This is a genomic window from uncultured Psychroserpens sp. (assembly GCF_947494225.1).
Classification (GTDB): Bacteria; Bacteroidota; Bacteroidia; order Flavobacteriales; family Flavobacteriaceae; genus Psychroserpens.
In genome coordinates this window covers 47,947-74,276 of the sequence record NZ_CANLUG010000001.1, presented here as the reverse complement: position 1 = coordinate 74,276, position 26,330 = coordinate 47,947, and the positions used below count along the sequence as shown (strand labels likewise).

The 26,330-nt window shown below is 35.1% G+C and carries 19 protein-coding genes and 1 tRNA gene; 17 read left to right on the top strand and 3 right to left on the bottom strand.

All coding sequences use genetic code 11. The features are described from left to right. Positions 1 to 7 precede the first annotated feature (7 nt). The gene (locus tag Q0893_RS00300; RefSeq protein WP_299271775.1) at positions 8 to 3,331 is read right to left on the bottom strand and encodes a DUF2723 domain-containing protein; all 3,324 of its coding nucleotides are present in this window, start codon (positions 3,329 to 3,331) and stop codon (positions 8 to 10) included. Between the two features lie 150 nt (positions 3,332 to 3,481). Between Q0893_RS00300 and Q0893_RS00295 the strand changes: the two genes are divergently transcribed. Next, positions 3,482 to 3,554, top strand: a tRNA-Gln gene (locus Q0893_RS00295). A 52-nt stretch (positions 3,555 to 3,606) separates the two neighbouring features. On the opposite strand, the gene Q0893_RS00290 is transcribed toward Q0893_RS00295, so the two are convergent. Continuing rightward, a complete protein-coding gene (locus Q0893_RS00290) occupies positions 3,607 to 4,431 on the bottom strand; it encodes a universal stress protein (RefSeq protein ID WP_298904421.1) in 825 nt (274 codons plus the stop codon). Positions 4,432 to 4,584: 153 nt separating this feature from the next. Here Q0893_RS00290 and rimP point away from each other — a divergent pair, with 153 nt between their 5' ends. The 3 genes from rimP to infB all read left to right on the top strand — a co-directional run bounded on the left by rimP (position 4,585) and on the right by infB (position 9,110). Continuing rightward, on the top strand, positions 4,585 to 5,049 hold the full coding sequence (gene rimP / locus Q0893_RS00285) for a ribosome assembly cofactor RimP (RefSeq protein WP_298904423.1): 465 nt from the start codon (positions 4,585 to 4,587) through the stop codon (positions 5,047 to 5,049). Between the two features lie 9 nt (positions 5,050 to 5,058). Next, complete coding sequence (nusA, locus tag Q0893_RS00280) at positions 5,059 to 6,291, top strand: transcription termination factor NusA (RefSeq protein WP_299271772.1); 1,233 nt, start codon at positions 5,059 to 5,061, stop codon at positions 6,289 to 6,291. A gap of 65 nt (positions 6,292 to 6,356) precedes the next feature. Further along, positions 6,357 to 9,110 carry a translation initiation factor IF-2 gene (gene infB, locus Q0893_RS00275; protein ID WP_298904425.1) on the top strand — a complete coding sequence of 918 codons (2,754 nt, stop codon included), beginning with the start codon at positions 6,357 to 6,359 and terminating at the stop codon, positions 9,108 to 9,110. 85 nt (positions 9,111 to 9,195) lie between these two features. On the opposite strand, the gene Q0893_RS00270 is transcribed toward infB, so the two are convergent. Then, entirely contained in the window at positions 9,196 to 9,576 is a 381-nt protein-coding gene (locus Q0893_RS00270; RefSeq protein ID WP_299271769.1) for an SPOR domain-containing protein, read from the bottom strand. Positions 9,577 to 9,820: 244 nt separating this feature from the next. On the opposite strand from Q0893_RS00270, the gene Q0893_RS00265 reads away from it, so the two are divergent. The 13 genes from Q0893_RS00265 (at position 9,821) to Q0893_RS00205 (ending at position 26,298) form a co-directional block, all read left to right on the top strand. Continuing rightward, positions 9,821 to 11,134 (top strand): c-type cytochrome, encoded by a 1,314-nt coding sequence (locus Q0893_RS00265; protein ID WP_299272631.1) that lies wholly within the window; start codon positions 9,821 to 9,823, stop codon positions 11,132 to 11,134. A 33-nt stretch (positions 11,135 to 11,167) separates the two neighbouring features. After that, entirely contained in the window at positions 11,168 to 14,338 is a 3,171-nt protein-coding gene (locus Q0893_RS00260) for a TAT-variant-translocated molybdopterin oxidoreductase (protein ID WP_299271767.1), read from the top strand. Positions 14,339 to 14,368: 30 nt separating this feature from the next. Then, positions 14,369 to 16,105 carry an NrfD/PsrC family molybdoenzyme membrane anchor subunit gene (nrfD, locus tag Q0893_RS00255; protein ID WP_298904431.1) on the top strand — a complete coding sequence of 579 codons (1,737 nt, stop codon included), beginning with the start codon at positions 14,369 to 14,371 and terminating at the stop codon, positions 16,103 to 16,105. Between the two features lie 9 nt (positions 16,106 to 16,114). Then, positions 16,115 to 16,645, top strand: coding sequence for a DUF3341 domain-containing protein (locus Q0893_RS00250; RefSeq protein ID WP_298904433.1), 531 nt, complete (start codon positions 16,115 to 16,117; stop codon positions 16,643 to 16,645). 9 nt (positions 16,646 to 16,654) lie between these two features. Then, entirely contained in the window at positions 16,655 to 17,236 is a 582-nt protein-coding gene (locus tag Q0893_RS00245) for a cytochrome c (RefSeq protein ID WP_298904434.1), read from the top strand. A 24-nt stretch (positions 17,237 to 17,260) separates the two neighbouring features. Continuing rightward, complete coding sequence (locus Q0893_RS00240; protein WP_298904436.1) at positions 17,261 to 18,649, top strand: quinol:cytochrome C oxidoreductase; 1,389 nt, start codon at positions 17,261 to 17,263, stop codon at positions 18,647 to 18,649. 27 nt (positions 18,650 to 18,676) lie between these two features. Continuing rightward, positions 18,677 to 19,741 carry a cytochrome c oxidase subunit II gene (locus Q0893_RS00235; protein ID WP_298904438.1) on the top strand — a complete coding sequence of 355 codons (1,065 nt, stop codon included), beginning with the start codon at positions 18,677 to 18,679 and terminating at the stop codon, positions 19,739 to 19,741. A gap of 23 nt (positions 19,742 to 19,764) precedes the next feature. Further along, on the top strand, positions 19,765 to 21,555 hold the full coding sequence (locus tag Q0893_RS00230; protein WP_298904440.1) for a cbb3-type cytochrome c oxidase subunit I: 1,791 nt from the start codon (positions 19,765 to 19,767) through the stop codon (positions 21,553 to 21,555). Between the two features lie 87 nt (positions 21,556 to 21,642). Beyond that, positions 21,643 to 22,101 (top strand): hypothetical protein, encoded by a 459-nt coding sequence (locus Q0893_RS00225; protein ID WP_298904441.1) that lies wholly within the window; start codon positions 21,643 to 21,645, stop codon positions 22,099 to 22,101. Positions 22,102 to 22,166: 65 nt separating this feature from the next. Then, on the top strand, positions 22,167 to 23,189 hold the full coding sequence (gene ruvB / locus Q0893_RS00220; RefSeq protein ID WP_298904443.1) for a Holliday junction branch migration DNA helicase RuvB: 1,023 nt from the start codon (positions 22,167 to 22,169) through the stop codon (positions 23,187 to 23,189). Positions 23,190 to 23,235: 46 nt separating this feature from the next. Beyond that, entirely contained in the window at positions 23,236 to 24,519 is a 1,284-nt protein-coding gene (locus Q0893_RS00215; RefSeq protein ID WP_298904445.1) for an APC family permease, read from the top strand. Positions 24,520 to 24,525: 6 nt separating this feature from the next. Beyond that, positions 24,526 to 25,425 carry a mechanosensitive ion channel family protein gene (locus Q0893_RS00210; protein WP_299271761.1) on the top strand — a complete coding sequence of 300 codons (900 nt, stop codon included), beginning with the start codon at positions 24,526 to 24,528 and terminating at the stop codon, positions 25,423 to 25,425. Continuing rightward, complete coding sequence (locus Q0893_RS00205; RefSeq protein WP_299271759.1) at positions 25,426 to 26,298, top strand: YihY/virulence factor BrkB family protein; 873 nt, start codon at positions 25,426 to 25,428, stop codon at positions 26,296 to 26,298. The last annotated feature ends 32 nt before the right edge of the window (positions 26,299 to 26,330 follow it).

Genomic DNA, 26,330 nt, shown 5'->3' with positions numbered 1-26,330 from the left:
TTCTTTATTACAAACCTAGGATACTATCAATGGTATCTTTAGCAATGTCTCTGTCTTCTCTTACAGGTTCTGTTTCTGGTTCTTCATCACCAGTAAAGTGTTTAAATAATTTCAAGTAATTATTAAACTTCTCTGTCTCCTGCAGTGCAAATTCTTTATCATTATAGATAACTAAAACATCAACTAGGTTGCGATACCATTCAATATCAGATACAATTTCATCCAAATATCGAGTTTGGTTTTCAATAGAAAGCTCACTCCAATACGTTAATTTTTCCTGATATTTTCTGGTTACATCTGTATAAAGTTTTCTGGCTTTATCTGTTTTGCCTATTTCATAATAACCTGTAATGTAAGGCTCAAGTAGAGTGTAAAAGCCAAATTTGTTTACAGGCATTTTTTCCATGGCTAGATCAGCTACTTTTTCAGCTTTATCAAATTGATTTTCATTTATAAGCTGTTCCATTAATCTAGCTAGGTTGCCTCTATAGGTAATTCCATTTTTTCGAGTTTCGACATCATGATAGATTTTATCGCTACCGCTATTTCCCCAATCCCATGACATTACTTTTTCATACATTAAATCTGAATCTACTCGACCCATATCAAATGGATTTGCTCTATCTACTGGTGTTTTAATTGGAACCAATTTATAACACAAACCATCTAATTGAAGGTAGTCTTTCATCCAAATATAATCTTCATCGCTAAAAGCACCACCTGTAAAATATATTGGTCGTTTCCAGTCATTGTTAGCAATGATGTCAAGCATTAATAGACGGTTTTTATATAAAGCTCCGGCTGTAATTTTAAGATCTATGTATGGTACTATTTCGTCTTCGTCTTTTGGTTTTACAATACCGCTTTCTAAAACGTTGTCTTTGTTAACAGGTACTCTAATGTTTGAAGTAGGTAAATAATTTGAATTTTGCAATTGAGCTGGATAACCGTTAGGGTTTTCACCACGACTTTGCATTGCATATTTCAACTTATATCTTGGATCATCATTAGAAATGAAATTTATAAAGTCTTTAATGAGCATGGTGTCTCTGGTGAGTTCATATTTCATTATAACATCACGTGTTCCAAACCTATACTGATCATGCGTTAATTGCGATGGTATTGGATCACTATCATAAGCCTTTCGTTTCATTTGATCTATATACCAATCGGTTTGGAATAAACTTGTATTGACAACACGTACATCTGTTCTAACACCTTCTATTTCTTGTAAATACCAAAGTGGGAAACTATCATTATCACCAATAGTAAACAAAATCGAGTTTGGTGCACAAGATTCTAAATACTTCCTTGCCATTGCTTGTGCTGTGTATTTTGCCGATCTATCGTGATCATCCCAGTTTTCGGCTGCTAAAATGCCAGGAACTAGAAATAGACAAACTAAGGTGATAGCAGGTGCCAAAAATTTAGAGTTGGCATATTTCCGAAGCAAATCAAAAATGGCATAAACTCCAAAGCCTATCCAGATAGCAAATACATAGAAAGAACCTACTACGGAATAATCCCTCTCACGAGGTTCAAATGGTCTTACATTGGTGTAAAATTGAATGGCTATTCCTGTGAATAAGAAGAAAACAAGGAGTACCCAAAAGCGTTTAGGATCTCTAGTAAGTACAAATAAAAACCCTATGACCCCTAAGATTAAAGGTAGCATGTAGTATGTGTTTCGAGACTTGTTATTGGCAACGTCACTAGGCAGATTGTCTTGAGACATCCCTAAACGCCATGAACTCTCGTCAATAAAATCTATACCACTAATCCAGTTGCCATGTAAATCGTCATATTTACCTTGAATGTCGTCCTGTCTACCAGCAAAATTCCACATAAAATAGCGCCAATACATATAGCCTAATTGGTAGTCTAACATGTAATAAAGGTTGTCACCAAAGGAAGGCTTCTGTATGTCCAGATAATCACGTCCAAATTGTCTGAGGAAGCTATGATAATCTTCATAATCAATTTTTCCCTGAGCAACTTCGCTCCTAAATTCATTTACGACGCGGCGCACGTCATTATCCATTTGAAATTCAGGTTTGATTCTAAAATCCAATAAGCCTGTAAACATCATATAATTTTCGGCATGCTCTGTGCTCCACATTCTTGGTAACCATGCGGCCTGATCAGAATTATAATTTTGTTTCGTGTTTTCCCATTCATTTACAATGACATATTCTCCTTTTTCATAATCTTTTTCATATTTCGGCTTGTCGTCTATGTAAGGATTGTTGCTATCTAAACCTGTGTACTGATCTGTAAATAATGGTCCATAAAACAAATGTGTTTCTGGATACTGCTCTAAGTTGTAATAGGCGAGCAATTCTCTTGCGCTCGAAGGATCATTCTCATTAATAATCACATTGGCATTAGCCCGAATAGGTAACATGGTCCATGATGAGAAGCCAATAAAAATAAAAATTAAGCAAAGCGTTAATGTGTTTGCATATTTATAGCCTTTGTCACGCGTATATTTTAATCCGAAATAGAAAGCTGCAATTAAAATTAAGGCTGCGATAATTGTTCCAGAGTGGAAAGGTAATCCAATACTATTTACAATAGTGACTTCCATCCAGCCAAAGAAACGAAGGGCATTAGGTAATAATAACTTAAATATAAATAAGAGAATGGCGGCTGAAATTACATTGGCTAGAATAAAATTTGTAACTGTAATTGTTTTATAGTTCTTAAAGAAATAGATAAGTCCTAGAGCAGGAATAGTTAATAATCCCATGAAGTGAACCCCAAAAGATAAACCGATAACAAAAGCAATTAATATTAACCATCTATGACCTCTTGGTTCATGCATGTCTCTTTCCCATCTCAGTCCTAAGTAAAACAGTATAGACATAATTAGGGTAGCCATAGCATATACTTCTGTTTCCACGGCATTAAACCAAAACGAATCGGTGAATGTAAATGCCAAACTTCCAACAAGAGCGCTTCCTAAGATAGCTACAGATGCATTTTTTGATAATTTTTCGTCTTCATTTTTGGCCAGTTTACGCAATAACATTGTAATGGTCCAAAACATAAAAAGAATTGTGAATGCACTTGAAACAGCGCTCATCATATTGAGCATGGCGCCTATTTGGGCAGGTTCAAGGGCAAACATTGAGAAAAAAGCACCTAGCATTTGAAATAGTGGTGCGCCAGGAGGATGACCTACTTGCAATTTAGAAGAGGTAAGTATATATTCGCCGGCATCCCAAAAGCTCACGGTTGGCTCTATAGTTAAGGCATAGGTAATTAAAGCTACGGTAAAAGCTAACCATCCTAAAATGGTATTCCATTTCTTGAAGTTGAAATGTGTCATAAAAATAGTCTATTTAATGCGAGCGAATTTACTAATAAATATGATAAACGCTATAGATTTTAAGTAAACGTTACCATTTTTTAATTATTTTATAAAAAATTATTTGTACAAATAAAACTTTGTAGTAAATTTGCATCCTCTTTAAGAGATTGGCCTATGGTGTAACTGGCAACACATTGGTTTTTGGTACCAAAGAGTCTAGGTTCGATCCCTAGTGGGCCAACAAAAAAGTCTTCCTATAAATGGAAGACTTTTTTTATTTAACGGTATAACGATTAAATCTTAAAGGTAATTACTGGTCTTTTAGCATGGTTAACAAGGTCCTCACTAATACTTCCATTAAAGAAATGTGCAATTCCTTGTCGGCCATGAGTACTTATTCCTATCAAATCGGCATCAATTTGTTTTGAAAAGTTAAGTACACCCTTTTCCACAGATTCGTCATTATAAATATTTATAGTGTAGTTTTTGAAGCTGTAATCTTCAATAAAATTAATGATGCGGTCATTTGCTTTTTTTGTGGTTGTAAAATTACTAGCAGTATTTACCATTAATAAGTGAACTTGAGCCCCAAAAGCTGTTGCAAACTCTGTAGCTTGTCTATAGGTTTCTTTGTTATCGTTTTTAAAATCTGACGCAAACACAATATCATCAACACTAAAATCATCATGACTATTTTTTATAACTAAAACGGGTACATCAGAGTTTCGTACTGCTTTTTCGGCATTAGATCCAACAAACATCTCCTTAATACCACTTGCGCCATGAGAACCCATAGTAATCATTGTAATACCATGTTCTTTGCAAATTTCAGAAATACCATTAAAAGAACCATCAGGCTTAACGATTTCATGCACAGTTAAATCATCGAGGTATTCACTATTCATGATGTCTTCAAATTTTTGATGAGCCATTTTCATAAAAAACATTACCTCAGGGACTTCTGCTTGCGTACTCACGGCATCAATTTCCTGCATTGGAATCTCTAACATGTGTAATAAATAGATTTCACTACCATGTTTTTTTGCTATTTGAGAGGCAACTTTTAGAGCGTTTTCTGCTTCTTGTGAAAAATCTGTTGGAACTAGTATTTTTTTCATTTTTGATGTGTTGATTTGTATTACATAAAATTAATAATAAAAATCGACATATCGGCAGTTGTAAAAATCAATAAAAATGTTGTATATTTGCAGCGTTGTTTGAAGAAAAAAGAATAATGAGCGGACGGGAAGTCCGCTCTTTTTATACTAAAAATGTTCAGAGAGACTGTAAAAAATTTATTAGACGAAGGATTAAAACAACGAGAAGACTTGTTTTTAATTGATTTTGATGTGTTAACAGATAACACTATTAAAATAGTAATTGACGGAGATAACGGGGTTTTAGTTGAAGATTGCATGTTTATAAGCCGCGCTATAGAGCATAACTTAGATCGTGAAGAACAGGATTTTTCGTTAGAGGTATTATCAGCAGGTGCAGCTGCACCATTTACTAATAAACGACAGTATAAAAAAAACCTAGGTAGAATGCTTAGCGTGAAAACAACAACGAACGAAACCATAGAAGGAAAACTTACTCAGGTTAATGAGGATAAGATTCTTTTAGAATGGAAGGCAAGAGAACCTAAGCCAGTTGGTAAAGGAAAAGTAACCGTAAAAAAACAAGCAGAGATTTCGTATGATACGATTTCAAAAGCTCAAGTTGTAATAAAATTTTAATTCATAGTTATGGAAAATATTGCGTTAATTGATTCTTTTTCAGAATTTAAAGACGATAAATTAATAGATCGTGTAACGTTAATGGCGATTTTAGAAGATGTATTAAGAAATGCATTGAAAAAGAAATATGGTGATGACGATAATTTTGATATTATTATTAATCCAGATAAAGGAGATTTAGAGATTTGGAGAAATAGAATTGTTGTTGCAGATGATGAAGTAGAAGAACCGAATCAAGAAATTGCATTGTCTGAAGCTCAAAAAATTGAACCTGATTTTGAAGTTGGAGAAGATGTAGCTGAAGAAGTGAAGCTCGTAGATTTAGGACGTCGCTCAATTTTGGCATTACGTCAAAATTTGATTTCTAAAATTCACGAGCATGACAATACTAATATTTATAAGCAATTTAAAGAATTAGAAGGAGAGATTTACTCAGCAGAAGTTCATCATATTAGACATAGAGCAATCATCTTGTTAGATGATGAAGGTAACGAAATCATCCTTCCAAAGGATAAACAAATACCTTCAGACTTTTTCAGAAAAGGAGAGAATGTTAGAGGAATTATTGAAAGTGTTGAATTAAAAGGAAATAAGCCAGCAATTATCATGTCTAGAACAGCACCAACGTTCTTAGAAAAATTGTTTGAGCAAGAAATCCCTGAAGTATTTGACGGATTAATCACTATTAAAAATGTAGTGAGAATTCCAGGAGAAAAAGCGAAAGTAGCTGTAGATTCTTATGATGATAGAATTGATCCTGTTGGAGCTTGTGTTGGAATGAAAGGATCTAGAATTCATGGTATTGTTCGTGAATTAGGGAATGAAAATATTGATGTTATTAATTATACAAATAACTTACAATTATTCATCACTAGAGCATTAAGCCCAGCAAGAGTAACTTCGATCAAACTTGATGAAGAAAACAAACGTGCAGAAGTGCTATTAAAACCAGAAGAGGTTTCAAAAGCTATTGGTAGAGGTGGTCACAATATTAGATTAGCTGGTAAATTAACTGGTTATGAGATAGATGTATTTAGAGAAGGTGCTGAAGAAGATGTAGAATTAACTGAATTCTCAGATGAAATCGAAGGATGGATTATTGATGAATTTAGTAAAGTTGGTTTAGATACCGCAAAAAGTGTACTTGAACAAGATGTTGATGATTTAGTGAAGCGTACAGATTTAGAAGAAGAAACAATTTTAGATGTTATTAGAATTCTTAAAGAAGAATTCGAAGATTAATACCAAACTTATGCAATAAAAAGTTAATTTGGTAGAATATATTTTTAAGTTATATTACACAATTTATGGCTCAAACGAGATTAAATAAAGTATTAAGGGAATTAAACATCTCTATAGATCGCGCAGTTGATTTTTTAGAATCAAAAGGTGTCGAGATAGAGAAGAGTCCTAATACAAAAATATCAGAGGAGGTTTATGTAATTCTTTCCAACGAATTTCAAACCGACGCTAGTAAAAAAGTAGCTTCTTTAGAAGTTAGCGAAGCGAAGCTAAAAGAAAAAGAAGAGTTGCGAGAGCAACGTGAGCGTGAATTGGAAGAGAAAGCTCAAAGAGAAGCCAAGAGTCGTGAAGTGGTTAAGGCCAAAGCAGAATTAAGTGGTCCTAAGCAAGTTGGAAAAATCGACTTAAACAAGAAAGAAAAGGAAGAGGCTAAAGAAGAAGCATCTATAAAAGAGGAAGCTCCTAAGGAAGAAGCCCCTAAAAAAGAAGAAGCCCCGAAGGAAGAAGCGCCTAAGAAGAAGGAAGTTGCGAAGGAAGAGGCACCAGTGAAAGCAGCGCCTAAAGCGGTTGAGAAACCAAAAGCCAAAGAAGCGCCTAAAAAAGAAGTTGAGGCCAAAACCGAAACGCCGGCGACTCCTGCCGAACCTGTAGAGGAAACGCTTAAAACACAGTATAAGAAACTTTCTGGGCCTAAAATTGCTGGAGATAAGATCGATTTATCTAAGTTTAATAAGCCTAAGAAGAAGAAAGAAGAAAAGAAATCTGATTCAGATTCTGATAATAAAAAGAAAAGACGCCGTATTAGTAAAGGACCATCTGGTGGTGATAACAGACCTAATAACAGAGGCGGAAATCAAAGAGGTGGATACAAAGGTAAAAACCAAGGAAAACGTTCTGTTGTAAAAGAAGAGCCTAGTGCAGAAGAAGTACAGAAACAGGTGCGTGAAACTTTAGAGAAACTTCAAGGAAAATCTAATAAAGGAAAAGGCGCTAAATACCGTAGAGAAAAACGTGAGCAGCATAGAGAGCAAACGGAAAAAGATCTACAGGCAGAAGCGGCTGAAAGTAAAATACTAAAGGTAACAGAGTTTGTTACTGCTAGTGAGGTTGCTACGATGATGAATGTCTCAGTGACAGAAATTATCTCAGCGTGTATGTCGCTTGGTATGATGGTAACCATGAACCAAAGATTAGATGCTGAAACTTTATCTGTTGTAGCTGATGAATTTGGTTATGAAGTAGATTTCGTAACGGCGGATATTGAAGAATCTATTGAAGAAATAGAAGATAAACCAGAAGATTTAGAAGCACGTGCTCCTATTGTAACCGTAATGGGTCACGTAGATCATGGTAAAACGTCATTACTGGATTACATTCGTAAAGAAAATGTAATTGCTGGTGAGTCTGGTGGAATTACACAACATATTGGAGCCTATGGTGTTCAGTTGGATAGCGGACAAAAAATTGCTTTCCTTGATACACCAGGTCACGAGGCCTTTACAGCGATGCGTGCTCGTGGTGCTCAAGTTACAGATATTGCAATTATTGTAGTGGCTGCGGATGATTCTATCATGCCACAAACCAAGGAAGCAATTGCCCATGCACAAGCTGCAGAAGTGCCAATTGTTTTTGCGATAAATAAAATTGATAAGCCTGGTGCAAATCCTGAAAAAGTAAAAGAGGGATTAGCTCAAATGAACTTATTAGTTGAAGACTGGGGAGGAAAAATCCAATCTCATGATATTTCGGCTAAAAATGGTACAGGAATTAAAGAGTTACTTGAAAAAGTGTTGCTTGAAGCCGAATTGTTAGAGCTTAAAGCGAATCCTAATAAAAATGCAACGGGTACTGTTGTAGAAGCGTTCTTAGATAAAGGTCGTGGATATGTATCTACTATTTTAGTTCAAGCAGGAACGTTAAGTGTTGGAGATTATGTGCTTGCAGGGAAAAACAGTGGTAAAGTGAAAGCTATGCATGATGAGCGTGGTAACGAAGTTGCTGCTGCAGGACCATCAACACCAGTATCAATTTTAGGTTTAGATGGAGCACCACAAGCGGGTGACAAGTTCAATGTCTTTGAAGATGAGCGTGAAGCGAAACAAATAGCGATTAAACGTACACAACTGCAACGTGAACAAACCGTAAGAACAACTAAGCATACAACATTAGATGAAATCGGTCGTCGTATTGCTCTTGGTAACTTTAAAGAACTTAATATTATATTGAAAGGTGATGTGGATGGATCGGTTGAAGCCTTAACAGATTCGTTCCAAAAGCTCTCTACAGAAGAAATTGAAGTTAAAATCATTCACAAAGGAGTTGGAGCTATTACCGAAAGTGACGTCTTGTTGGCAACAGCATCAGATGCCATTATTATTGGGTTCAATGTGCGTCCAATGGGTAATGCACGTCAAATAGCAGATAAGGAAGAAATCGATATCAGAACATATTCAATTATCTATGATGCGATCAATGATCTTAAAGATGCGATGGAAGGTATGTTATCTCCAGAGCTTAAAGAAGAGATTACTGGTACTGCTGAAATTAGAGAAACCTTTAAGATTTCGAAAATTGGAACTATTGCTGGATGTATGGTAACTAACGGAAAAATCTTTAGAAATTCTGGAATCCGTTTAATTAGAGATGGTGTTGTTATTCATACAGGTGAATTGGTATCGTTGAAACGTTTTAAAGATGATGCTAAAGAAGTGTCTAAAGGCTATGATTGTGGTATGCAACTTAAAGGCTACAATGATATACAAGTGGATGATGTATTAGAAGCATTCCAAGAAGTTGAGGTGAAAAAGAAACTCAAGTAATACATAACAAATAGAGAATAAAAAAAAGCGACTTAATTAAGTCGCTTTTTTTATATGCTTTATCGTGGTTTTCTAAGCCCTAGCTTTAATCTTCTTTTTTAGGTTCGAAAACCATAGCTTTTGAAAATTTCTTTTTAATTTTTAAGAGTGCAATATCTGCTTCTAGTCGTGTATTAAAATTTCCAACCCAAACTTTATAATTAGGAGTTTCATAAACTAATTCTGACGGCCATTGCGAAAATGTGTTTCTAAATTTTTGGCGCAAAGCCATAGCCTCAGATCGCGATCCAAAATCTAATTGTATTTTATATAAATCGGCAGTTTTTACATCTTTCTTATATTCTAAGAGCTTCGTGATGTCACTGTCTTGGTCAATAGTAACCGTTCCATCTTGGGCAAAGGTCTGGTTTCCAATAGTCAAGAAAGCTAAAATTAAGACTGCTATTTTGAGATTATTTACTTTCATAATTTTTGAAATTTAGTACAAAGAAAACGTTTTTTTTTGACTGTTGTTTCCAGAGTTAAAATTAATAACTAAATTGGCGGCTAAAATATTATTTAGAATCCTTATAAATTATCAATTAACAGTTCTGTAACATTTCCAAAATCGACTTTATATGTTATTTTTGCATGAGATTTTACAAACGTTTTTTTCAATAGTAATAATGAAAAAATCATACCAAAGTTTAGAAGATAATTCAACTAACAATATGATACAGGTGATTTACCGTCAACTAGCCTCAAAGATTCCTTATTTAGGACTGGTTATTTTACTCACGTTTTCCACTTCACTTAATGCCCAAGAAGGCGACATTTCAAAAGGAAAAGCTTTATTTAATACCAATTGTGCTTCTTGTCACAACCTAGACCGTGTTATGACAGGTCCTGCGTTGAGAAATGTTCAGGCGCGTTTGGAAGAAGATCAAGGTTTAGATAGAGAGTGGTTAAATAAATGGATTAGAAATAGTGCCGATTTAATTAGTTCTGGCGATGCTTATGCAAATAAGATTTACAATGAATACAGTCAGACGCCAATGAATGCGTTTGCTGCTTTATCAGATCAGGATATTACAGATATTTTAGCTTTTACGGCTGTGGATCCTTGTGAACTAAATCCGCAATCTTCTCCTGATTGTCCAGGTTATGTTAAACCTGAAGGTGGAGAGGTTTCTCAAGCAGAAGGAATCTCAAACAAATTAATCTTAGGCGCTTTAGCTGTGTTATTTGCATTATTAGCAATGGCTTTAGTGTTAGTAAGACGTACATTAAATCGTTTTGCCGAAGAAAAAGGGATTGAAGCTGCTACTAAAGATAAGAGCCTTCCAATATGGAAAGCTTTTGTTCAAAATCAATTTTTAGTATTGGTGACTGCAATCTTCTTCTTATTAGCGAGTGCATATTTTGTTTATGGATATTTATCTCAAATAGGTGTAGATCAAGGTTACGAACCTGTACAACCAATACATTTCTCACATAGAATTCACGCTGGTGAAAACGGTGTTGACTGTAAGTACTGTCACTCATCTGCTAGAGTAAGTAAAACATCTGGTATTCCTTCACTTAATATTTGTATGAACTGTCACAAATCTGTGTTTGAAGTGTCTCCTGAGACGCAACAACAAGGTCTAGCAGAATTTAATAAAGATTACAATGCCGAAATCCAAAAGTTATATGATGCTGTTGGATGGGATGGTCAAAACTACACAGGAGAATCTAAACCAGTAAGATGGGTTAGAATTCATAACCTTCCAGACTTTGCATATTTCAATCACTCACAACATGTTACTGTTGCTGGTGTAGAATGTCAAACATGTCATGGTCCTGTAGAGGAAATGGAAGTTGTATATCAATATTCATCTTTAACGATGGGATGGTGTATCAACTGTCATAGAGAAACAGATGTAAATGTAAAAGATAATGCGTATTACACTAAAATACATGAGCAATTATCTAAAAAATATGGTGTAGACAAACTTACTGTCGCTCAAATGGGTGGACTAGAATGTGGTAAGTGTCACTATTAATAAATTTAATAAGAAGTAATTCAATTATATAATATGTCATCAAACAAGAAATACTGGAAAAGTGTTGAAGAGCTAAAAGAGAATAGCTCTATTGTTGAGACGCTAAAACAAAATGAATTTGTTGAAGAGATTCCTACTGATGAATTTTTAGGAGATAAAGAAACATTAGAAGCCTCTTCTACTACGCGTCGTGACTTTTTGAAGTATGTAGGTTTTAGTACTGCTGCTGCATCTTTAGCAGCTTGTGAAGGACCTGTAATAAAATCAATTCCTTATGTAGTGCAACCAGAGTCTATTACTCCTGGTGTAGCGAACTACTATGCAACCACAATTGCAAACGGATTTGATTTTGCTAGTGTTTTAGTAAAAACACGTGAAGGTCGTCCAATCAAAATTGAAAACAACAACTTAGCAAAAACAAATAATAGTGCTAATGCAAGAGTTAACGCTTCTGTTTTAGGACTATATGATAGTTTAAGAGTTAAAGGCCCAATGAAAGGTGGAAGCGCTATTTCTTGGGAAACCTTTGATGCTGAGACTAATCAAAGTCTAACAGACTTGATGAATGCTGGTAAGGAGATTGTAATACTAACACAAACGTATGCAAGTCCTTCAACGTCAAAATTAATTGCAGAATTTAAAGCGAAATACGGAAATGTTCGTCACGTGGTTTATGATGCAGTTTCAGAATCTGCTGCGCTAGATGCATATCAAGCTCAGTATGGTACACGTGGAATGGCAAGCTACGATTTCTCAAAAGCAACTACTATTGTTTCTGTTGGAGCCGATTTCTTATCAGATTGGCAAGGTGGAGGATTTGACGCTGGATATGCACAAGGTCGTGTTCCTAAAGATGGGAAAATGTCACGCCACATTCAGTTTGAATCTAATATGTCACTTACTGGCGCGAACGCAGATAAACGTGTGCCATTAACACCAACGCAACAAAAACTTGCTTTAGCTAAATTATATAGCGAAGTGGTTGGTGGAGCAGTATCTGTAGATTTACCAGAACATATAAATACAGCTGTTCAAAAGGCGGCTTCAGAATTAAAAAATGCTAGAGGTAACGGTGTTTTAGTAACAGGTATTCAGGATGTCAATGCGCAAACGGTTGCCATTGCCATCAATGAAGCCCTTGGAAGTAAAGCGTTTGATCCAGAGACTCCTATATTAACAAGACAAGGTAATAACGCATCTGTTTCTAAGTTAGTAGCAGATATGAAAGCTGGACGTGTTGGTGGTATCATCATGAGTGGTGTTAACCCAATGTACACTTTACCTAATGCATCAGATTTTGCTGCAGGTTTAGCTGAGACAGACTTATCGATTTTGTTTTCGATGAAAGCAGATGAAACGGCTAAGGTTTCACAATATGTTGCTGCTGCACCTCACTATTTAGAATCTTGGGGAGATGTTGAGCTTAAAAAAGGACATTATAGTTTAATGCAACCGACAATTCGTCCGTTGTTTGATACACGTCAATTCCAACAAGCGTTATTATTATGGACAGGTAGTGATAAAAGCTATCGCGAGTACATAAAAGAGGCTTGGGGAAGTAATATTTTAACAGGATCATCTTTTAATAAAGCATTACAAGATGGTGTTTATGTTGGCAGTATTGCTACAGAAACTGTAGATACAACTGCCGATGCTGATACATCTACCGATGATTCATCTGCAGATGCAGAACCAACTGCTTCTGCTGTTTCAGCAGGAAGTGCGGCACGAGCTTTAGCATCTGCTAAGCCTGGTGCAGGTTTAGAATTATCACTATATACTAAAGTGAGTATGGGTGATGGTCAGCAAGCTAATAACCCTTGGTTACAAGAATTACCAGATCCTTTAACACGAACAACTTGGGATAACTACTTGACAATGTCTGCTAAGGATGCAGAGAAGTATCAAGTTAAAAACTGGCATGTTGCAAATGGAGGCTTAAACTCTAGTTTAGTAGAGTTAACTGTAAATGGAGTTCCTGTGACAGTACCTGTTATTATTCAACCTGGGCAAGCACAAGGTTCTATTGGTTTAGCCTTAGGTTATGGTCGTAAAGATGGTTTAAAAGCGGATATGCAAACTGGAAAGAATGCATACCATTTCTATAAAGATTTTAATACAACTCAAACCGATGTCTCATTAAAAGATATTGGTGGCGAGCATGAATTTGCTTGTACGCAGTTGCAAAATACATTAATGGGTCGTGGTGATCTTGTAAGAGAAACGACATTAGAGATTTTTAACTCTAAAGACAGAAATCATTGGAATGCTATTCCAACGGTATCTTTAAATCACGAACCTGTTGAAGTAACTTCTGAGAAAGTTGATTTATGGGATGAGTTTGATCGTTCAATTGGACATCACTTTAACTTATCAATCGACTTAAATGCCTGTACAGGTTGTGGCGCATGTGTTATTGCATGTCATGCTGAAAATAATGTGCCTGTAGTTGGTAAAGTAGAAGTTAGACGTAGCCGTGATATGCACTGGTTACGAATAGATAGATATTACTCATCTAATGACACGTTCGAAGAAGATCTTGTTGAAAAAGATGATGCTGATGGATTAGGATTAGGAAACTATCTATTTGGTGATGGTGAAGGCGACGGTTCTTTATCTACATTTGCTAGATTAGAAGATCCAGCAGATAATCCTCAAGTAGTATTCCAACCAGTAATGTGCCAACATTGTAACCATGCACCTTGTGAAACTGTTTGTCCAGTAGCGGCAACATCACATGGTCGTCAAGGTCAAAATCATATGGCATATAACCGTTGTGTAGGTACACGTTATTGTGCAAATAACTGTCCGTATAAAGTACGTCGTTTTAACTGGTTCTTATACAACAACAACGATGAGTTTGATTACTACATGAATGACGATTTAGGTCGTATGGTATTAAACCCAGATGTCGTTGTACGTTCTCGTGGTGTGATGGAAAAATGTTCTATGTGTATTCAAATGACACAGAAAACAATTCTTGATGCTAAGCGTGACGGACGCCCAGTTAAAGATGGTGATTTCAAAACAGCGTGTTCTGCAGCTTGTAGCAGTGGAGCGATGGTGTTTGGAGATATCAACGATAAGCACAGTAAAGTTGCAAAACTAAAAGAAGATGATCGTATGTATCACTTATTAGAAAGTGTTGGTACTAAACCAAATGTTCAGTATCATACTAAAGTGAGAAATACAACAGAAGCATAAAAATTAATTAAGAAACAATTATAATAGATTATGGCGTCTCATTACGAAGCACCTATTAGAAGACCCTTAGTTACAGGAGAAAAATCATATCACGATGTATCGGTAGATGTGGCAGCGCCTGTTGAAGGAAAAGCAAATAAATCTTGGTGGATTGTATTTTCAATAGCACTTGTCGCTTTCCTTTGGGGAATTGGGTGTATTATCTATACAATTTCTACAGGTATCGGAACTTGGGGTTTAAATAAAACCGTTGGCTGGGCTTGGGATATTACTAACTTCGTTTGGTGGGTTGGTATTGGTCACGCAGGAACATTAATTTCTGCAGTACTATTACTTTTCCGTCAGAAATGGAGAATGGCAATTAACCGTTCTGCAGAAGCAATGACAATTTTCTCGGTAGTCCAAGCAGGTTTATTCCCAATTATTCACATGGGTCGTCCATGGTTAGGATACTGGGTATTACCAATACCAAACCAATTTGGTTCGCTTTGGGTAAACTTTAACTCTCCATTACTTTGGGATGTATTTGCAATCTCGACGTATTTATCAGTTTCATTGGTATTCTGGTGGACTGGTTTATTACCTGATTTTGCGATGATTCGTGATAGAGCTGTAAAGCCTTTCCAAAAGAAAATTTATTCATTATTGAGTTTTGGATGGTCAGGACGTGCTAAAGATTGGCAACGTTTTGAGGAAGTATCATTGGTACTTGCAGGTTTGGCAACACCATTAGTGCTTTCTGTACACACCATTGTATCGTTTGACTTTGCTACCTCGGTTATTCCTGGATGGCATACAACAATCTTCCCGCCTTACTTCGTTGCTGGAGCGATTTTCTCTGGTTTTGCGATGGTAAATACGCTCCTCATTATTATGAGAAAAGTATGTAGTCTTGAAGATTATATCACAGTACAACACATCGAGTTAATGAATATTGTCATAATGATTACTGGTTCTATCGTTGGTGTAGCATATATTACTGAGTTATTTATTGCTTGGTATTCTGGAGTTGAATATGAACAATATGCATTCTTAAATAGAGCAACAGGACCTTACGCTTGGGCGTATTGGATGATGATGTCATGTAATGTATTCTCTCCTCAGTTCATGTGGTTCAAAAAATTAAGAACAAGTATCATGTTCTCATTCTTTATTTCTATTGTTGTAAACGTAGGAATGTGGTTTGAACGTTTCGTAATTATTGTAACGTCATTACATAGAGATTACTTACCTTCTTCATGGACAATGTTCCAGCCAACCTTTGTTGATATTGGAATATTTATTGGAACGATCGGGTTCTTCTTTGTACTCTTCTTATTATATGCTAGAACATTCCCTGTAATTGCTCAAGCAGAAGTTAAGACGATTTTGAAGTCTTCTGGAGAACGTTATAAAAACATTAGAGAACGTGGAGACAGTTTAGTTGGAACTGGAGCAGATTCTAGAACTTCGAATGTTATTTCGAATGTTAATACTGAAGTGCCTAAAGCAGTTTCAGAAGAAGATAATTCGGCTAAAGTTAATGACTTATTAGGTAGTATAGGAGCGTTTGATTCTAATACACAAACAGCCGACGACTTGAAAAAGGTAAATGGTATTGGCCCTAAAATGGAAGAAGTACTTAATAGTATTGGTATCTATACATTTTTACAAGTAAGTAAAATGACAAAAAGAGAATATGACTTACTAGATGCTATCACTGGTTCTTTCCCTGGAAGAGCAGAACGTGATGATTGGTCTGGTCAAGCTAAAAAATTAATAAACTAAAAATAGTACATGGAAGCTTCAAAAGTAATTCACGCTATTTATACAGATGATGATGTTTTAATGGCAGCCGTTAAAAAGGTTAAGTCTGCACACCATCATATTGAAGAAATATATACACCTTTTCCAGTTCACGGATTGGACAAGGCTATGGGACTCGCTCCAACAAGAATAGCTATTGCATCATTTATGTATGGTTGTGTTGGTTTAACTGTGGCAATTGTTATGATGAATTTCATTATGATTCAAGATTGGCCTCAAAATATTGGTGGAAAACCAAGTTTTAGCTATATCGAAAACATGCCAGCATTTGTACCAATTATGTTTGAGTTAACTGTATTTTTTGCTGCCCACCTTATGGTTATCACCTTTTATTTAAGAAGTAGAATGTGGCCATTTAAGAAAGCTGAAAATCCAGACCCAAGAACAACAGATGATCATTTTTTAATGGAAATCGCAGTTCATGATAACGAACAAGAACTCTCTAATTTATTGAAAGAAACTGGAGCAGTAGAAATTAATTTAATTGATAAAGCGCATTAATTGATAAAGATGAAAAGCTTATTTAAAATAGTAGTAGTACTCATGGTATTTGCAAGTGTTGTTGCCTGTAAAAAGGATACAAGACCTAATTACCAGTTTATGCCAAATATGTATGAGCCTGTAGGTTATGAAACTTACCAAGAGGCTAAAGTTATGGTTGATGGCAAAGAGATATTAAAGAATGATATGGAAGCGCTAATACCTGCTGAAGGTTCAATTCCAAGAGGAGGACATATGCCGTTTGAAATTGAAAACACCAACGAAGGTTATATCCTTGCAAAAGAAACATTGACGAGTCCTTTAGATTCTACTCAAATTGATAGCCCAAGAGCAGGAGAATTATATGATATCTACTGTGGAATTTGTCATGGTAAAAAAGGTAACGGACAAGGAAACTTAGTGAAGCGAGAAAAAATATTAGGGGTTCCTAGTTACGATGATGCAGGAAGAGCAATTACCGCTGGTAGTATTTACCATACTATTTATTATGGGAAAAATACAATGGGTTCGTATGCTAACCAATTAAATGAAGAGGAACGCTGGCAAGTTGTTGATTACGTATTGAAACTTAAAGCAGACTTAGAAAAATAAGATAGATAAAGATTATATATAGATATGTATACATTTTCAAGTAAATTAAAATCAGCTGCAATCGGCCTAATGATAATAGGTGCAATTGGCGTTGCTTATGGTTTTTTCACATCTAACAAAACTTTCGAACAAGTAGAAACTATGTTGGCTAATGAATCTCATCATGGCGGTGGTCATGGAGAAGATGCAGGTCACCATGAGGCAGCGGATAGCGATGCTCATGCTACAGAAGGATCACATGCTGTGTCTGAAGCAACAGAAGGAGGGCATGCTGAAGTTGACGAACACACAAAACATGTGAATCATGTGATGCACGGAATGCATAACAGACCTTGGTCTGCATTATATGTTGCTGCATTCTTTTTCTTTATGATTGCACTTGGTGTATTAGCATTTTATGCGGTTCAGTACGCAGCTCAAGCAGGTTGGTCTCCACTACTTTTAAGAGTCATGGAAGGCATAACTGCTTATATGTTACCAGGAGCATTAATTGTTTTATTGATTGCTTCTCTTTCTCATTTTATTGGACATGATGCTATATTTAACTGGATGAATCCTGATATGGTCGATCCTGATAGTGATAAATTTGATAAACTAGTTCATGGTAAGAAAGGATGGTTGAACTATTGGGGATTCCTAATTAGAGGTTTAATCTTTGTTGGTGGTTGGTACTTATATAGACATTTCTCTCGTAAATTTTCAATTGCTCAAGATAAAGCAGATGATAATAAAAACTTTAAGAAAACATTCCGTATCTCTGCTGCATTTTTAGTGTTCTTCCTATACACAGAATCTATGATGTCATGGGATTGGATAATGAGTGTAGATCCTCACTGGTTCTCAACATTATTTGGATGGTACGTACTTGCAGGAATGATGGTTTGTGGTATTACAGTAATCGCAATGATTACAATTTACTTGAAATCTAAAGGACTTTTACCAAAGGTTAATGATAGCCATATACATGATTTAGCTAAATTCATGTTTGCGTTTAGTATTTTCTGGACATATCTATGGTTCTCTCAGTTTATGCTTATCTGGTATTCAAATATTCCAGAAGAGGTAACTTATTTTGTGACGAGGTTCCAAGACTACCAATTACCATTTATAGGTATGGTAGCAATGAACTTTGTATTCCCATTACTTGTATTAATGAATAGTGATTACAAACGTATTCCATGGTTTGTTATTATGGCAGGGATTGTAATCTTAGTTGGTCACTATATAGATATATTTAACATGATTATGCCTGCTACAGTTGGAGATCAATGGTCTATCGGTATTCCAGAAATTAGTTCAATACTTCTTTTCGCTGGATTATTTATATTCATTGTGTTTACAGCATTGACCAAGGCGTCTTTAGAACCAAAACGAAATCCTTTCATTAAGGAAAGTGAACATTTCCATTATTAATAAAATTTATAAAGAACAGAAACGACAATGACTGCTTTTTTAACAATTATAATAGTACTTTTCATAGCTGTTGCCATTTGGCAAATGGTTAAGATATTTGATTTAGCTCAAGTAGGCACTTCAAATGATCAAGTAGCTACAGATAAAGACAATAGAATTAACGGGTATTTAATGATGGGATTTTTAATCTTCATCTATGCCATAACTATTGCTAGTTTTTGGTATTTGGGAGACCAACCTTTAATGTCTAATGCTGCGTCAGAGCATGGTGTTCAAATTGACAATTTGATGATCATATCAATGGTTATCATTTTTATTGTTCAAACTTTTACTCAGTTTTTACTGCATTATTTTGCTTTTAAATATAAAGGAGAAAAAGGGCGTAAAGCCTTATTCTATGCCGATAATAATACATTAGAGGCTATCTGGACATTTATTCCTGTTATTGTGTTAGCTGGTTTAATCATCTATGGTTTATTTACATGGACAAGCATTATGAATGTTGATGAAAGTGATGATCCATTAGTTGTTGAGTTGTATGCGCAGCAATTTAACTGGAAAGCGCGTTATGCAGGAGAAGATAATGTATTAGGAATGGCTAATGTAAGACTTATTGATAATAATCGTGCTAATATTTTAGGACTAGATGAGTCTGATCCAAATGGACAAGATGATGTGATTGTAACAGAATTACATTTACCTGTAGGACGACCTGTGTTATTTAAAATGCGTTCTCAGGATGTATTACACTCGGCTTATATGCCTCATTTTAGAGCCCAAATGAATTGCGTACCTGGTATGATTACACAATTTGGTTTTACACCAACAGTGACTACTGCAGAGATGCGTAAGAATCCTGATATCGTTGAAAAAGTTGAAAACATTAACGCGATTAGAGCAAAGAATAGAGCAGCTATTGAGGCTGTAGGAACGCAGGATGTTATATATGAGTTCGACTACTTATTGCTATGTAATAAGATTTGTGGAAAATCACATTACAATATGCAAATGAAAATTATTGTAGAAACTCAAGAAGAGTATGACGCTTGGATGAAAGAGCAAAAAACATTCAAAAATTCCTTAACTAACTAAAAAGATTTAAAAGAAAATAGATTATGTCAGCACACGCAGATACTCACGAACACGACGATCACGGACATCATCATAAAGAGACTTTTGTTACTAAATATATATTTAGTCAAGATCATAAAATGATTGCTAAGCAGTACCTTATTACAGGTACTATTATGGGAGTTATTGGAGTTTTGATGTCAATAATGTTCCGTATGCAAATTGCATGGCCAGAGCAACCTAATGTATTGTTTGAAGCATTACTAGGTAAATGGGCTCCTGGAGGTGTTATGGATGCAGATATTTATTTAGCATTAGTGACCATACATGGTACTATCATGGTATTCTTTGTATTAACTGCAGGGTTAAGTGGTACGTTTAGTAACCTCCTTATTCCATTGCAAATTGGAGCACGTGATATGGCTTCAGGATTCTTAAACATGATTTCATACTGGTTATTTTTCCTTTCTAGTGTGGTTATGGTTATCTCATTATTTGTAGAAGCAGGACCTGCAGCGGCTGGATGGACAATTTATCCTCCTCTAAGTGCATTACCAATGGCTCAAGGTGGATCTGGTGCAGGGATGACTTTATGGCTAGTTTCAATGGCAATATTTATTGCTTCGTCTTTGTTAGGATCGTTAAACTATATTGTAACGGTTATCAATTTACGTACTAAAGGTATGTCTATGACAAGACTACCGTTAACAATTTGGGCATTCTTTGTAACTGCTATTATTGGTGTAGTATCGTTCCCTGTTTTATTATCAGCGGCTTTATTATTAATTATGGATAGAAGTTTTGGAACATCATTCTTCTTATCTGATATATTTATTCAAGGTGAAGTTTTACATTACCAAGGTGGTTCTCCGGTATTGTTTGAACACTTATTTTGGTTCTTGGGTCACCCAGAAGTATACATTGTATTATTACCAGCCTTAGGAATCACTTCCGAAATTATAGCAACAAACTCACGTAAGCCAATCTTTGGTTATCGCGCCATGGTTATGTCCATATTAGCCATTGCCTTTTTATCAACGATTGTTTGGGGTCACCATATGTTTATTTCAGGAATGAATCCATTCTTAGGTTCAGTATTTACATTTACAACCTTGTTAATTGCAATTCCTTCCGCAGTAAAAGCATTTAATTATATTACCACGCTCTGGAAAGGTAACCTTCAAATGAATCCAGCTATGCTATTCTCTATCGGTTTAGTATCAACATTCATTACAGGTGGTCTTACTGGTATTATTTTAGGTGATAGTGCATTAGATATAAATGTACATGATACGTATTTTGTTGTGGCACACTTCCACTTAGTAATGGGTATCTCAGCACTTTATGGAATGTTTGCAGGAATCTATCATTGGTTCCCTAAAATGTTTGGTAGAATGCTAAACAAAAATCTTGGATATTTACATTTCTGGGTAACTGCAATCTGTGCTTATGGGGTATTTTTCCCAATGCACTTTATAGGAATGGCAGGTTTACCAAGACGTTATTATACGAATTCTAATTTCCCATTATTTGATGATACTGCAAATGCGAATGTTGTGATTACAATGTTTGCTATAGTAGGTGGAGTCTTCCAGTTAGTATTCTTATGGAATTTCTTCTACTCTATTTTCTACGGAAAGAAAGCAGTACAGAATCCATGGAGATCAAATACATTAGAATGGACAGCGCCAGTAGAGCATATGCACGGAAACTGGCCAGGTGAGATTCCTCATGTACATCGTTGGGCTTATGATTATAGTAAACCAGGTCACGATGATGATTTCGTACCTCAAAATGTACCATTGTATGATGGCGAAGAAGAATTACAACATTAATTAAAGACCTTTTAAGTAAGGTATATTATAAATAAACAAAGACCTTTAGTGTACATACATTAAAGGTCTTTTTCATTATATTTGAGTATGCCTAGGTTTAAATTTTGTGTTTTTCTTTTTGTATTCTGTTTATCATGTCAAAACAAGATTAAGCATAGCGAAGACAACAGAATCATTTATGAATTAAAAGAAGAGTATTCGGAATATTTTATTAATTATTTCGAAACCGCATACAAGAATACGAATGACGAAAGGTATAATCTTAAAAAGCAATTTGTTGAGATTAATGGAATAAAACAAGACTTTACCATTCACTTTGACATTTGCGATGAGTATAACAAATATGAACGCTATGTGCGATTAACGAATAGATTTCTAAAACTTTCGGATGATTATCTTATTCCAATAGTTCCTGGCGAGGATGATGCGTTCTCAATAAAAGAAAATAAAACTGAAAGCAATGTCATAAAATCAAGAGTTGGTTCGAGCGCTATATCTTTTATTGTAATTGAAGGGAGTTCAATTCAAAAACTATCCATAATGTAATTTGTTATTATTAAATTTGATTTGATAATCCTTAAAAGGGATGTCCTTACTAGCAAGCTGTAAACATGAATGAAAACTTAGATCCAACAAACGATAATTTTTCTCCAGAAGAACTAGATGTAGAAAAAAAATTAAGACCCTTATCATTTGATGATTTTACAGGTCAAGATCAGGTTTTAGAAAATCTTCAAATTTTTGTTCAAGCAGCTAATGGTCGAGACGAAGCCCTAGATCATACTTTGTTTCATGGCCCTCCTGGTCTTGGTAAAACAACTTTAGCACATATCTTGGCAAGCGAACTTAATGTTGGTATCAAAGTAACCTCTGGCCCTGTTTTAGATAAACCAGGAGACCTCGCAGGCTTACTTACTAACCTTGATGATCGCGATGTCTTGTTTATTGATGAAATACATCGTTTAAGCCCAATTGTTGAAGAGTATTTATATTCAGCAATGGAAGATTATAAAATTGATATTATGATCGAGTCTGGACCAAATGCTAGGACGGTTCAGATCAATTTAAATCCGTTTACTCTCGTTGGAGCTACAACGCGATCGGGACTATTAACGTCTCCAATGCGAGCACGTTTCGGAATTCAAAGTAGACTTCAATATTATAACACAGAATTATTGACAACAATTGTTCAGCGTAGTGCTTCTATTTTAAATGTGCCTATCTCAATGGAAGCTGCAGTTGAAATTGCTGGACGAAGCAGAGGAACGCCAAGAATTGCAAATGCTTTATTAAGAAGAGTACGCGACTTTGCCCAAATAAAAGGAAATGGAAGTATCGATATTAAAATTGCAAAATTTGCTCTAGAGGCACTTAATGTAGATGCACATGGTTTAGATGAAATGGACAATAAAATTTTGGAAACAATTATCGATAAGTTTAAAGGAGGTCCTGTGGGGATTACAACCTTAGCAACCGCTGTAAGTGAGAGCGCCGAAACTATTGAAGAGGTATATGAGCCTTTTTTAATTCAACAAGGGTTTATTATGCGAACACCTCGAGGACGAGAAGTAACCGAGCTTGCGTATAAGCATCTGGGTAAGATTAAAGGGCCAATTCAAGGAGGGTTATTCTAAATACCTTATAGTGGAGTAGTAAAGCATATTTTTAAATCTGTAAATTATGAGTAAAAAAATAGGATTAAAAGAAGCCATGTCTATCGGAATAGGTGGTATGGTTGGCGGTGGAATTTTTGCCGTGCTTGGCCTTGCTGCTGCACTCGCTAAAGGAGGAACTCCTGTCTCATTTTTAATTGCTGGTTTAATTGCGCTAATTACATCATATAGCTATGTGAAATTATCCTTGAAATACCCAGACAGGGGAGGTACAGTTAAATTTGTAAACCAAGGTTTTGGTATTGGGTTATTTAGTGGAGGGATTAATAATTTACTTTGGTTTAGCTACATTATTATGTTGGCATTATATGCTTCGGCCTTTGGGTCTTATGCTCCAAACTTATTACAACTTACGGGAGACAAGGTCGTTGATTCACACATATATGCTACGGCAATTGTACTCATAGCTGCATTTATCAACTATTACAGTATTGTTGTTGTTGGAAAAATAGAGTCTTATGCTGTTGTCATAAAATTAATTATTTTACTGTCTTTTGTTGGCTTTGGACTCTACGGCTTATTTGGAAACCCACATTTAGAACAATTGTCTCCAGAACATTGGGAATCACCTTTTAAATTACTCACAGCCGGAATGGTAATTTTTGTCGCTTATGAAGGTTTTGAATTAATTGCAAATGCTGCACCAGATATAGAAAACCCTAAAAAGAACATACCAAGAGCATATTTTTGGTCTGTTATTTTTGTAATATTCTTGTATATAATTATTGCAGCAATAACCGTTGGATCTTTAGCGTTTAGTGAAATTGCTACAGCACAAGATTACGTCTTGGCCGAAGCGGCAAAACCTATGCTAGGTAAAGTAGGTTTTACGATTATTACAATTGCAGCATTGATTTCTACATTTTCGGCAATCAACGCATCATTATATGGTGGAAGTAAGGTTAATTACGAAATTGCAGAAGATGACGAATTACCAAAACAGTTTACGTGCCAACTTTGGAATCAACCAATTGGATTATTAGTAACAACTATAGCTACAATAATTCTGGTAAATACCTTAAAACTTGAAAGTATTTCAACGGCTGGAAGCGTCGGGTTTCTGCTTATTTTCTCAATTGTGAATTTTACAGGATTTAAGTTATCAAAAGAAATAAATGGAAAAAAGAGCATTCCTATAATTGGTGCTGTCTTATGTTTTTTAGCTATGATAGCTTTATTAGTTCAGCACTATTCTGTAAGTAAAGTTGACGTTTTTATTGCTTTAGGAATAATCGCATTTAGTTTTTTAGTTGAATTTATTTATAAAAAGACAGAACGAAAGAAAGGATAGTGCATTATGGATGATATTAAAAATATTAATCAATTACTAGATAAATGGGGAGATTCGTTTGTAGGCTATTTACCTAAAGTTGCCTTGGCGATATTAATTGTTGTTGTTTTTTATTTTATCGCCAAAGGCTTTAAAATATTAGGATTGCGGTTTTATTCTAGAGTATTTAAAAAACAGTCGGATGTTGCGAAACTTATTTCTGTAATTATCTACTTTTTCTTTTTACTATCAGGGATGTTTATAGCACTCGAAGTCCTAGGTCTTGAAAGTGTTTTAACAAAATTATTGGCTGGTGCAGGTATTGTTGGTATCGTAGCAGGTTTTGCGTTTAAAGATATTGCGTCCAATGCATTTGCTGGGTTTTTACTTAACATGCAAAGACCATTTAAAAAAGGAGATTGGGTCGATATAGATGGCACTTTTGGTACGATAGAAGATATTGGTGGGATTACTACATCTATTAAAACCATTTCAGGTCAAGAAGTTTTTGTGCCTAATCAGCTCATTTATAATAATACATTTACAAACTACTCGACCTTTGGTAAGCGCCGGGTTATTTTTAAAAGTGGCGTCTCTTATGGTGATGATTTAGATTTAGTAAGGCGCGCTTCTTTGGAAGAAGTAGATAAGATTAATGCTGTTTTGAAAAATGAAGTGATCGATTTCTATTTCACTGAAATAGGAAGTTATTCTTATAATTTTGAGCTTCGTTTTTGGATTAAGTTTACCCATCAAAAAGATTATTTAAACGCCATGAATGAGATTGTTATGAGAATTAAAAAACGTTTCGAAGAAGAAGACATCTCGTTGGCTTATGCTGTAACAACCCTCGACTTTGGAGTAAAAGGAGGGGTTAATATCTTTGATAAACCGATTCACTTTGAAGCTAATAAAAATAACGTCTAAATGATAAAGTTTCTAAAAGAGGTTTTTAATCATTTCTTTAATAGTAATACGTTTCAAAAAGGTGCGGCTTTAGCCTACTATGCCGTGTTTTCAATATTTCCAATAATCATAATTGTTGTATCAATAATGGGTATTGTATTTGGAAAGCAGGCTGTGTCTGGAGAAGTATTTACCCAACTCAAAGATACATTAGGGAGTACAGCAGCATTACAAATTCAAGATATAATAAAGCATCAACATATTAATAATAACTCTATTCTAACGAGTATTTTAGGTGTTGTAACCCTAGTTTTAAGTGCTTCAGGAATATTTAGTCAAATTCATAATGCGTTTAATAATATCTGGAATATTAAGGCTAAGCCTAAAAATAGTATTCTCAGATATTTCACGAAGCACATGTATTCGTTTATACTCTTAATGGTTTTGTTTTTTATTTTGATTGTAAGCACATTTGCCAATGCTTACTTAGTAAAATACATGTCGTTTTTAAGTAAAGAGTATAAGTTGTATATCTTCTATGAACATGTATCGTCGTTTCTAATTATTTCGATACTTTTTGCCATTATGTTTAAGTTTTTAGGTGATGCAAAAGTCCATTGGAAACCAGCCCTTATTAGTGGCGTTTTTACTGGACTTCTATTTGTCCTTGGGAAGTTGGGAATTACGGCATATCTAGGCAAAAGCCATTTGTCTTCTACATTTGGCTCGGCAAGTATATTGGCCTTAATTATGCTTTGGGTCTATTATACGTCACAAATTATTTTTTTAGGAGCCTCATTTTTAAAAATATTGAGTCAAAAGTTACATTTAGATATAAAACCTAACGCCAATGCAGTAGCTTTTGTTAGGCAAGAAATTGAAAACGAAAAATAGCGATTAATAATAAGCCAATTTTATTTTGGTCA

What these genes read in the sequence shown, in the direction of transcription:
- Q0893_RS00265 (WP_299272631.1), top strand. Translation starts at nt 9,821, where the DNA reads ATGATACAGGTGATTTACCGTCAACTAGCCTCAAAGATTCCTTATTTA.
- nrfD (WP_298904431.1), top strand. Translation starts at nt 14,369, where the DNA reads ATGGCGTCTCATTACGAAGCACCTATTAGAAGACCCTTAGTTACAGGA.
- rimP (WP_298904423.1), top strand. Translation starts at nt 4,585, where the DNA reads ATGTTCAGAGAGACTGTAAAAAATTTATTAGACGAAGGATTAAAACAA.
- Q0893_RS00210 (WP_299271761.1), top strand. Translation starts at nt 24,526, where the DNA reads ATGGATGATATTAAAAATATTAATCAATTACTAGATAAATGGGGAGAT.
- Q0893_RS00260 (WP_299271767.1), top strand. Translation starts at nt 11,168, where the DNA reads ATGTCATCAAACAAGAAATACTGGAAAAGTGTTGAAGAGCTAAAAGAG.
- Q0893_RS00250 (WP_298904433.1), top strand. Translation starts at nt 16,115, where the DNA reads ATGGAAGCTTCAAAAGTAATTCACGCTATTTATACAGATGATGATGTT.
- Q0893_RS00225 (WP_298904441.1), top strand. Translation starts at nt 21,643, where the DNA reads ATGCCTAGGTTTAAATTTTGTGTTTTTCTTTTTGTATTCTGTTTATCA.
- Q0893_RS00240 (WP_298904436.1), top strand. Translation starts at nt 17,261, where the DNA reads ATGTATACATTTTCAAGTAAATTAAAATCAGCTGCAATCGGCCTAATG.
- Q0893_RS00235 (WP_298904438.1), top strand. Translation starts at nt 18,677, where the DNA reads ATGACTGCTTTTTTAACAATTATAATAGTACTTTTCATAGCTGTTGCC.
- Q0893_RS00205 (WP_299271759.1), top strand. Translation starts at nt 25,426, where the DNA reads ATGATAAAGTTTCTAAAAGAGGTTTTTAATCATTTCTTTAATAGTAAT.
- Q0893_RS00270 (WP_299271769.1), bottom strand. Translation starts at nt 9,576, where the DNA reads ATGAAAGTAAATAATCTCAAAATAGCAGTCTTAATTTTAGCTTTCTTG.
- Q0893_RS00215 (WP_298904445.1), top strand. Translation starts at nt 23,236, where the DNA reads ATGAGTAAAAAAATAGGATTAAAAGAAGCCATGTCTATCGGAATAGGT.
- nusA (WP_299271772.1), top strand. Translation starts at nt 5,059, where the DNA reads ATGGAAAATATTGCGTTAATTGATTCTTTTTCAGAATTTAAAGACGAT.
- Q0893_RS00300 (WP_299271775.1), bottom strand. Translation starts at nt 3,331, where the DNA reads ATGACACATTTCAACTTCAAGAAATGGAATACCATTTTAGGATGGTTA.
- ruvB (WP_298904443.1), top strand. Translation starts at nt 22,167, where the DNA reads ATGAATGAAAACTTAGATCCAACAAACGATAATTTTTCTCCAGAAGAA.
- Q0893_RS00245 (WP_298904434.1), top strand. Translation starts at nt 16,655, where the DNA reads ATGAAAAGCTTATTTAAAATAGTAGTAGTACTCATGGTATTTGCAAGT.
- Q0893_RS00230 (WP_298904440.1), top strand. Translation starts at nt 19,765, where the DNA reads ATGTCAGCACACGCAGATACTCACGAACACGACGATCACGGACATCAT.
- infB (WP_298904425.1), top strand. Translation starts at nt 6,357, where the DNA reads ATGGCTCAAACGAGATTAAATAAAGTATTAAGGGAATTAAACATCTCT.
- Q0893_RS00290 (WP_298904421.1), bottom strand. Translation starts at nt 4,431, where the DNA reads ATGAAAAAAATACTAGTTCCAACAGATTTTTCACAAGAAGCAGAAAAC.